Source organism: Chryseobacterium wanjuense (assembly GCF_900111495.1).
In the GTDB taxonomy this organism is placed as follows: domain Bacteria; phylum Bacteroidota; class Bacteroidia; order Flavobacteriales; family Weeksellaceae; genus Chryseobacterium; species Chryseobacterium wanjuense.
The window spans coordinates 1,024,774-1,033,037 of sequence record NZ_FOIU01000002.1; the positions used below are offsets into that span (position 1 = coordinate 1,024,774).

Here is an 8,264-nt window from a genome sequence, read left to right on the forward strand (position 1 = left end):
GTATCACGGCAATTTTGAATCTATTAAAAAAAGAATATTTTCACGAGTTTGTCGTTTACTTTATAACAAATTATGTTTTTTTGTTTATTTTTAACTAAACATTAAGATTATCATTAATATAAAAATGTTTTATATTTGCAAAAATTAATTTTTAAAATAACCATAAATCCATATTCTTTTATGAATAGAAAATTATTGTTTAGCTTCCTTGCCGCTCTAGGAACTGTGGTAAGTGTTAAAGCTCAAAGAAACGAATTGGGAGTTCGTCTAGGTATGAGTAACCTAGTGGGTGATATAGGAAGAACGAATTATATTTTACAAAAGCCATTGGATTTAAGTAGAACATCGGACTGGGGTGTCCCGTTTTACGGAGGTATTTTATACAGATTTAATTTTAACCCTCATCAGACGGTGAGATTAGATCTTGGATATAACCAGATTCAGTTTAGTGACAAGGTTGCTAAGGAAGAATACAGGAAAAACAGAAATGCTTTCGGGAAAAACAATGTGTATGAAGCTAGTTTGGTCTTCGAATATAATTTCTTCCCTGTAAACAACGAACAGAAAGGTATGGTAAGCCCATATATTTTCGGTGGGGTAGGTGCTTTGATGTTTGATGCGCCGAAGGCTACCTTGGTAAATGATTTTAGAAGAGATGCAGATGGTGTTGCACAGGCTCCGATCAACGAATTGGATTTTACCACCACACCTGTTTACTCTACCGGAACAAAGACAACTATGCATATTCCTTTTGGAGTAGGTTTAAAATATAAATTTAATTATAGCTGGGCGATCTTCGCAGAAGCTACATTTAGATACACGATGACGGATCAGCTGGATCACAGCAGAATCCTGAGCAAAGATGTAATCTCTACGTATAACGGAGATATTTTAAGCCCTATAACGGGAGGATCTTTACTTGAAACAGATGCTTACTATGTAGTATCTAAAGAAAGAGAAGCTGCATTTTTGGGTGAAAGAAATATTGGAGATCTTAAATCTAAAGATTGGATGAATACTTTTAGCCTTGGGTTGACGTATTCATTTGGAAGACCTCCATGTTATTGTGATTAATATGTCGTTGATAAAAGATAAAATAGATCCTGAAAATTTACCAAAGCACGTTGCTATCATCATGGATGGTAATGGAAGGTGGGCAAAATCTCGTGGCGAAGAAAGAACTTTCGGTCACAAGAATGCCATTGATGCTGTAAGAAATGCCATTAATGCATGTAATGAGATTCATATTCCATACTTAACGCTTTATACCTTTTCTTCGGAAAACTGGAACCGCCCGGCTGATGAAGTAAATACTTTAATGAATTTACTTGTAGAAACCTTATTGCTGGAAGCGGAAGAGATTTTCTCTAAAGGGTTAAGAATGCATGTCATTGGAAATTTGGAAAAACTTCCCCCACTTGTAAAAGATCAGCTTCTGCGTGTGGTGGAACTTACAAAAGAAAACACAAAAGGTAATTTAGTATTAGCCATAAGCTATGGTTCTCAAAACGAAATACTGAATGCCATAAAAAACATAAGCGAAGACGTAAAAGAAGGTAAGGTAGCGGTAGAAAGCATAGACGAAAAACTATTCGAAAGCTATCTTTATACTAAAGACTTTCCGCCTGTGGACCTGTTGATCAGGACAAGCGGGGAAATCAGAATCAGTAATTTCCTCCTTTGGCAGATTGCTTATGCAGAACTGCAGTTTTTAGATGTTCTGTGGCCGGACTTTACGAAAGATATTTTCTTCCAGTGTATTGTAAATTATCAAAACAAGGAAAGAAGATTCGGGATGACCGGAGAACAAATAAAGATCCAGTAAAATTTAAGAAAAGAAAGACTACGATAAAATGAAGTTTAGACTATTACCCATCATTATGTTTGTTGCTTCTGCACATTTTTATGGACAGGTAACTCCACAGGATAGCACAAAAGTGAGCAATTCTGTACACGCAGAAAATCAAGCAGGAACGTATACACTGAAAGACATCGTTGTAGATGGGGTGAAAAAATATACGCCGGCTCAGATCTTGAGGTTTACAGGATTATCAAAAGGTGAAACTGTAGACATTCCGGGACAAAAAATCAGTAACGCTGTAAAAAAACTTTGGGACACACAATCTTTTTCTGAGGTTGAAGTATATGTTCAGAGCATTGAAGGCGAAACGATTGTCTTAAGATTTTACCTGCAGGATCTGAAAGATCTTGGGGAAGTAAAATTCACAGGAAGAGGGATCGGGAAATCTAAAAGCGAAAAACTAGCAAAAGATAACAACCTTAAGCCGGGAACTAAAATTACTCAAAACTTAGTTTCAAGTCTTAAAACCAATATTCCTAAAGACTACATCAAAAAAGGATTTGCAGATGCTAAAATTACCATTCAGGATAAAGTAAATGCAGGAGATCCTAATTTGGTAGACTGGACGATTAACGTTGATAAAGGAAAAAGAATAAAAATCGATCACATCGAATTCGAAGGAAATGAGAATGTGACAGATAGAAAACTTAGAAATAAAGCCTTTAAAGAAACGAAGCAGAAAAGATTCGGTATCGGAGGAATTCTGAAATCTTCAAAATTCATTGAAGATAAATATCAGGAGGACAAGCAGAACCTTATCAGCTATTACAACTCTTTAGGGTACAGAGATGCTGCGATTGTTTCAGATTCTGTTTGGAGAAACAAGAGAAACAACTATGAAATCGATGTAAAACTGAAAGAAGGTAAGCAATATTACATAGGTGATATTACATTTACCGGAAATACGGTTTATTCTACAGATTATTTACAAAGACTTTTAGGATATAAAAAAGGAGATATCTACGATGCAGTAGGTTTCAACAAGAAAGTAGGTGAAGACGGTGGTAAGGAAGATGATTCCGACATCAAGTCTGTTTACATGAACAACGGTTATCTTTTCTCAAATGTAACACCAGTTGAAAAATCTGTAAACGGTGACAAGATCAATCTTGAGATCCGAATCAATGAAGGAGAAAAAGCAACTTGGAACAGAGTAACTTGGGAAGGAAATACAACCACCCATGACCACGTTATCCTTAGAGCTTTAAGAACAAAGCCGGGAAGCCTTTTTGCTAAAAGTGATATTAAAAGAACATATTTTGATTTAGCGGGGATGTCATTCTTCGACCCACAACAAATTGGTCAGGACATTCAGCCGAATCAACAGGATAATACAGTTGATATCAACTGGAAATTGGTAGAGAAAGGTTCTTCTCAGGTTCAGTTACAGGCGGGTTACGGTGGTAACAGCTTCATCGGAACATTAGGATTAACATTCAACAACTTCTCATTAAGGAATTTCCTTAAGTTTAAAGACTTTAAGCCGGTACCTCAAGGTGATGGACAAACATTATCCATCCAGGCACAGGCAGGACAATATTTCCAAAACTACGGGGTATCTTTCACAGAGCCTTGGCTATTTGGAACAAGACCTACAGCTCTTTCTGTAAGTTTGAACAACTCCAGGGTAAAATATTCTGATGCATACGGTGCGTCTCAGAAATTAAATATTTTCTCTGCTTCAGTAGGTTTAAACAGATTATTGAAATGGCCGGATGATTATTTCTCATTGTATACAGGTCTTCAATATCAGAAATATGATTTCAGTAATTATCCATTCCAGTTTGGAGAAACTACGGAATATTACGGTTCTGCCAATAACTTAAGTATCAACTTAGGATTAAGCAGAAACTCTGCAGGGATCGACCCGATTTTCCCTACTACAGGATCAAACTTGGATTTCTCTGTGAAATTCACCCTTCCATATTCTGCGTTTAGCAACAAAGATTACTCTACGATGAGTCCTATGGACAAGTATAAGTGGATGGAATTCTATAAAGTGAAGTTCAAGGCTGATGTTTACAACGAAATTGTTGGAAAATTAGTTTTAAGATCTTCTGCCGAAATGGGATTCATGGATGGCTACAACAAGCAGCTGGGAGCTCCGCCGTTTGAAAGATTCTATGTAGGAGGTACAGGATTATTCGGTGGTAGATATGACGGTAGAGAATTGATTCCGTTGAGAGGTTACGAAAATGCTTCTACATATGGAGGAACTTCTGAAGATATCACTCCAACAGGGGGAGGTACTATTTATAACAGATTCACGTTAGAATTAAGATACCCGATTTCATTAAACCAGACGGCAAAAATTTATGCACTGACGTTTGCTGAAGGAGGAAACGTGTGGAATTCTTGGGGAAGCTACAACCCATTCCAGTTAAAAAGATCAGTGGGTGTTGGTGTAAGGGTTTATATGGGAGCATTTGGTCTTATTGGATTTGATTTTGCTTACGGATTCGATAAAACGATAGGATCTAGTGAACCATCAGGTTGGAAGACACACTTCTTAATGAACCAGTCATTATAATTCACAATATGAAAAATTTTAAAATTGTTTTCTCATTTGTATTATTCTTGCTTTTCGGTCTTAGCAACGCACAGAAAATTGGTGTTGTAGATACAGATTATATATTGAACAAACTTCCTCAGTATAAAGAAGCAGAAGCAAGATTGAATTCACAGATTGACACTTGGCAATCGGAACTTCAGAATTTACAATCTGAATATGAGCGTAAAAGATCTGCCTTCGAAAGTGAAAAAGTACTTTTGATCGGAGATCAGCTGAAACTCAGAGAAAAGGAAGTAATGGATTTGGAAAAAAATATCAAAACCACTACAAGTTTACGTTTCGGAGCAACGGGAGAAATCGCCAAGCTAAGAACGAATCTGGTGCAGCCTTTCCAGGATGAAATCTGGGGCGCGATCAAAACGATGTCTGAGAAAAACGGATTAGGCATAGTTCTTGATAAAACGAGTAACAATGTACTTTTCCTTCAAAAAAGATATGATTATTCTGATAAAGTATTAGATATTTTATTGAAAGGAACAGATAAAAAAGAAAAAACTAATACCAAAAAATAAAAGTTTATAATTAACTTTTATTAAATTTAAAGATCTAAAAACAAATTAAATTATTTATTTACCAATTATGAAAAAATTAAGTGTATTATTTGCAGCGGTAATGATGGTTGTATCGGTAGGTATGGCAAAAGCTCAAAAAATTGCTACTTTAGATGTTATAGGTGTTCTTAACGCAATGCCTGAGAAGAAAAAGGCAGATGCTGACCTTAAAGCTTTCTTGGATACTAAGCAAGCTGAAATTAAAAAGAAAGCTGATGCCGGACAAGCTAAATTAAAGCAATACTCTGAAGAAGCGCCTAAGAAAACTGCTGACGAAAACAAAGCAAGAGAAGCTGAATTAGCAAAAATGCAGGAAGAAATCCAGCAAATGAACGACAAAGCTCAAAAAGATTTTGTTGCTAAACAAGATACTGCTTACGAACCAATCGAGAAAAAACTGAACGATGCTGTAACTAAAGTGGCAAAAGCAAACGGTTACGATTATATCATGGATGCAAACTCTTCTGCTTTCGTATACAAAGGAGGTCCGGATGCTACTGCAGCTGTGAAGAAAGAACTAGGTGTTCAATAATTTTTTAGAAATTAACAAACATTTATAAAACTTACCATCTCTCATCGAGGTGGTTTTTTTATTTTTGCAACATGGAAAGAGAAGTATCAACCACGGTAAAGGTCAGGTTTAGTGATTGCGATCCGATTGGTCATTTAAACAATGTGAAATATCTGGACTATATGTTCAATGCCAGAGAAGATCATGTAGAAACATTTTACGGTTTCACCTATGAAGAATACACCAAACAGACCGGCTGTACCTGGATTGCGATCCAAAACGAAATAGCCTATTTAAAAGAAGTACGATATAATACCTCGGTTGTGATTAGCAGCAAAACCATCGATGTTCAGGACAGAACGGCGAAGGTTGAAATCCTGATGAAAAGTTCAGACGAAAAAACAATTCATGCTGTTTTATGGGTTACGGTGATTTATTTTAATGTTAAAACAAGAAAATCAGATGTACATCCCGAAGATATCAAAGAAACATTTAATAAATTCTATGTAGATTTGGAGCAGAAAGATTTCCAAGCAAGAGTTAAATTTTTAAGATCACAAAACGCAAAAAATTCATGAAAAAAATATTAGTAGTAGGAGGAAACGGTCAATTAGGAAACTGTATCAGAAAAATCGCTCCGGATTTTGAGCTTGATTACGAATTTATTTTTACAGATTCCCAGACCCTGGATATTACAAATGAAGATCAGGTTAATGCCTTCTTCTACGAAAACAAACCCGACTTTTGTATCAATGCATCGGCTTACACTGCGGTTGATCTGGCAGAAAAAGAAAAAGAAAAAGCATTTGCTGTAAATGCAGATGGTGTTGCACATCTTGCGCAGGCTTGTAAAGATTACAAAACGATTTTCATTCATGTTTCTACAGATTATGTTTTCGATGGCGAAACCAATTTATGCTACTCCGAAGATGATTTTACCAATCCGATCGGGGTGTACGGAGAATCAAAATTAAAGGGTGAGGAATTGGCATTGGAGATCAATCGCAAAACTGTTATTTTAAGAACATCTTGGTTATATTCGGAATTCAATAAAAACTTTGTGAAAACCATGCTCAATCTTTTTTCGCAGAAAGAAGAATTGGGAATCGTTGCCGATCAGTTTGGTCAGCCTACAAATGCAAACGATCTGGCAGAAGCAATCATGGAAATCATCGAAGCGCCACAGAAAACGTACGGAATTTTCCATTTTTCAAATTATCCGGAAACCACCTGGTTCGACTTTGCAAAAAAAATCGCAGAGTTTTCGAAATCTAATATTAAATTAAATCAATTAACAACCGAGCAATATCCGACTCCGGCAAAAAGACCGAAGAGAAGCACCATGTGTCTCGACAAAATTGAAGAAATTTATAAAATAGAACCCAAACATTGGGAAAACAGTCTGGAAGAATGTATAAATATCTTGCACAATAATATATAAAGGATGAAAAAAATAATATTCATTGTTTTTGTTTTTTTAATTCAATTTTTTAACGCACAAAACGTGTACTTAACGAAAGTTGAAAAAACAAATGAAAACACAGACAAATTCTTATATAGAATAAACGAGGAAGTAAAAGATGCAGAATATCTTGGTGAAGTAGAAGTGCAGGGATTTTCAAAAGATGATGCTGAAATTTTTTCGTTACTATATAAGAAAGCAAAAGAAATCGGAGCCAATACATTTTCATTAAAACCTTTCGAAAACATCGATGGTTCTGCTCAGAATTTCAATCCGGCCAATTACAAGCTAAGTTTATATTATTTACCGAAAGAGAAATTATTAAACCAAACTGGCTATTTATATGTATTTGCATCTTCAGAAAAAGACCAGAAAATAAATCTGAATAAACAAGATTATGTCATTTCGCCAAGATCTTACTTAGTGGTTAAAACAATTCCGGGCGTAGTGTATACGATCTCAACAAAAAAACTGTTAGGCTCAACAATAAAAATACAGCCCAAAGAAAATAGTTCCAATCAGTATTTTCAAATCTCATCCACCAAAGTCAAGTCCGACGAAACCGGCGTAGGCGGATTGAATTTGAAAAGCGGGGATATTATCGGATTAGAAAAATCCTACGCAGAATTTTTAAGCACAATATATAATAAAGACAAGCAGAGTAACTAACTCTGCTTTTTATTTCCCCAGAACTCAAATGACAAGCGAAGCTCAAAAGCAATACCTACAAACAAACGCCCATCCTCTCCAACCCATAAACCCTCCCACTCAATAAGGAGCTTGATCCCGCTATCCACTATATCTTTTTGGTTACGGCCTCCGCTTCGCTCCGGCCGCAACCAAAAAGGATGTCGTTCCTATCGGGGCTAGGGTAGCAGCCGGTAATTCAATATTTTTCAATATTAGAAAAAATATTCCCCAAAGTTCGTCATCCTGAAAGGCTCTCAGCATTATATTTCAGATCAATTTTAGATCACTACGAGAAGCGTAGCGATGAAACAATCTCTTTTAAATTATCTAAATCTGCTCAATCTGCTAGATCAGCGAGACATTATCATTACCATTTAATTACCGTTTGTTATTAATTACCAAACATTAGTTTAAAAAAAATAAAATTATTCATTCAGAGACTCAGTAAGTTAAGATTAAATATGAACAAAGGGTAAAATTTATGTTAAATATATTTGGAAGTAAAGGAGGATAAGGTGTACTTTTGCCCCACTGAAAACGAGATGTTAGTAGGTAGCGCAGAAGAGCCTTTAGATGGGCATAGAGATTAGCTCCGGGAGAAATAAACTAGAGAAAAA

At 35.8% G+C, this 8,264-nt stretch carries 9 protein-coding genes; 8 read left to right on the plus strand and 1 reads right to left on the minus strand.

Annotated features, from left to right (window positions below; genetic code table 11):
- The first annotated feature begins 180 nt into the window (after nt 1-180).
- The 8 genes from porG (at nt 181) to BMX24_RS16480 (ending at nt 7,626) form a co-directional block, all read left to right on the plus strand.
- Nucleotides 181-1,074: a type IX secretion system protein PorG gene (porG, locus tag BMX24_RS16445; RefSeq protein ID WP_089794625.1), complete on the plus strand. Its 894-nt coding sequence runs from the start codon at nt 181-183 to the stop codon at nt 1,072-1,074.
- Nucleotide 1,075: 1 nt separating this feature from the next.
- A complete protein-coding gene (locus BMX24_RS16450) occupies nt 1,076-1,825 on the plus strand; it encodes an isoprenyl transferase (RefSeq protein ID WP_089794627.1) in 750 nt (249 codons plus the stop codon).
- A 28-nt stretch (nt 1,826-1,853) separates the two neighbouring features.
- Nucleotides 1,854-4,391 (plus strand): outer membrane protein assembly factor BamA, encoded by a 2,538-nt coding sequence (bamA, locus tag BMX24_RS16455; protein WP_089794629.1) that lies wholly within the window; start codon nt 1,854-1,856, stop codon nt 4,389-4,391.
- An 8-nt stretch (nt 4,392-4,399) separates the two neighbouring features.
- On the plus strand, nt 4,400-4,945 hold the full coding sequence (locus BMX24_RS16460; protein WP_089794632.1) for an OmpH/Skp family outer membrane protein: 546 nt from the start codon (nt 4,400-4,402) through the stop codon (nt 4,943-4,945).
- 67 nt (nt 4,946-5,012) lie between these two features.
- Nucleotides 5,013-5,516, plus strand: coding sequence for an OmpH/Skp family outer membrane protein (locus BMX24_RS16465; RefSeq protein ID WP_089794634.1), 504 nt, complete (start codon nt 5,013-5,015; stop codon nt 5,514-5,516).
- Nucleotides 5,517-5,587: 71 nt separating this feature from the next.
- The gene (locus tag BMX24_RS16470; protein WP_089794637.1) at nt 5,588-6,073 is read left to right on the plus strand and encodes an acyl-CoA thioesterase; all 486 of its coding nucleotides are present in this window, start codon (nt 5,588-5,590) and stop codon (nt 6,071-6,073) included.
- A complete protein-coding gene (gene rfbD / locus BMX24_RS16475; protein WP_089794639.1) occupies nt 6,070-6,936 on the plus strand; it encodes a dTDP-4-dehydrorhamnose reductase in 867 nt (288 codons plus the stop codon). The genes BMX24_RS16470 and rfbD overlap by 4 nt, the downstream gene beginning before the upstream one ends.
- A gap of 3 nt (nt 6,937-6,939) precedes the next feature.
- Nucleotides 6,940-7,626: a hypothetical protein gene (locus tag BMX24_RS16480; RefSeq protein ID WP_089794641.1), complete on the plus strand. Its 687-nt coding sequence runs from the start codon at nt 6,940-6,942 to the stop codon at nt 7,624-7,626.
- A gap of 141 nt (nt 7,627-7,767) precedes the next feature.
- Here BMX24_RS16480 and BMX24_RS21370 read toward each other — a convergent pair whose 3' ends face one another.
- Entirely contained in the window at nt 7,768-7,908 is a 141-nt protein-coding gene (locus BMX24_RS21370; RefSeq protein WP_228404881.1) for a hypothetical protein, read from the minus strand.
- Nucleotides 7,909-8,264 lie beyond the last annotated feature (356 nt).

What these genes read in the sequence shown, in the direction of transcription:
- BMX24_RS16465 (WP_089794634.1), top strand. Translation starts at nt 5,013, where the DNA reads ATGAAAAAATTAAGTGTATTATTTGCAGCGGTAATGATGGTTGTATCG.
- BMX24_RS16460 (WP_089794632.1), top strand. Translation starts at nt 4,400, where the DNA reads ATGAAAAATTTTAAAATTGTTTTCTCATTTGTATTATTCTTGCTTTTC.
- bamA (WP_089794629.1), top strand. Translation starts at nt 1,854, where the DNA reads ATGAAGTTTAGACTATTACCCATCATTATGTTTGTTGCTTCTGCACAT.
- BMX24_RS16470 (WP_089794637.1), top strand. Translation starts at nt 5,588, where the DNA reads ATGGAAAGAGAAGTATCAACCACGGTAAAGGTCAGGTTTAGTGATTGC.
- rfbD (WP_089794639.1), top strand. Translation starts at nt 6,070, where the DNA reads ATGAAAAAAATATTAGTAGTAGGAGGAAACGGTCAATTAGGAAACTGT.
- BMX24_RS16480 (WP_089794641.1), top strand. Translation starts at nt 6,940, where the DNA reads ATGAAAAAAATAATATTCATTGTTTTTGTTTTTTTAATTCAATTTTTT.
- porG (WP_089794625.1), top strand. Translation starts at nt 181, where the DNA reads ATGAATAGAAAATTATTGTTTAGCTTCCTTGCCGCTCTAGGAACTGTG.
- BMX24_RS16450 (WP_089794627.1), top strand. Translation starts at nt 1,076, where the DNA reads ATGTCGTTGATAAAAGATAAAATAGATCCTGAAAATTTACCAAAGCAC.
- BMX24_RS21370 (WP_228404881.1), bottom strand. Translation starts at nt 7,908, where the DNA reads ATGCTGAGAGCCTTTCAGGATGACGAACTTTGGGGAATATTTTTTCTA.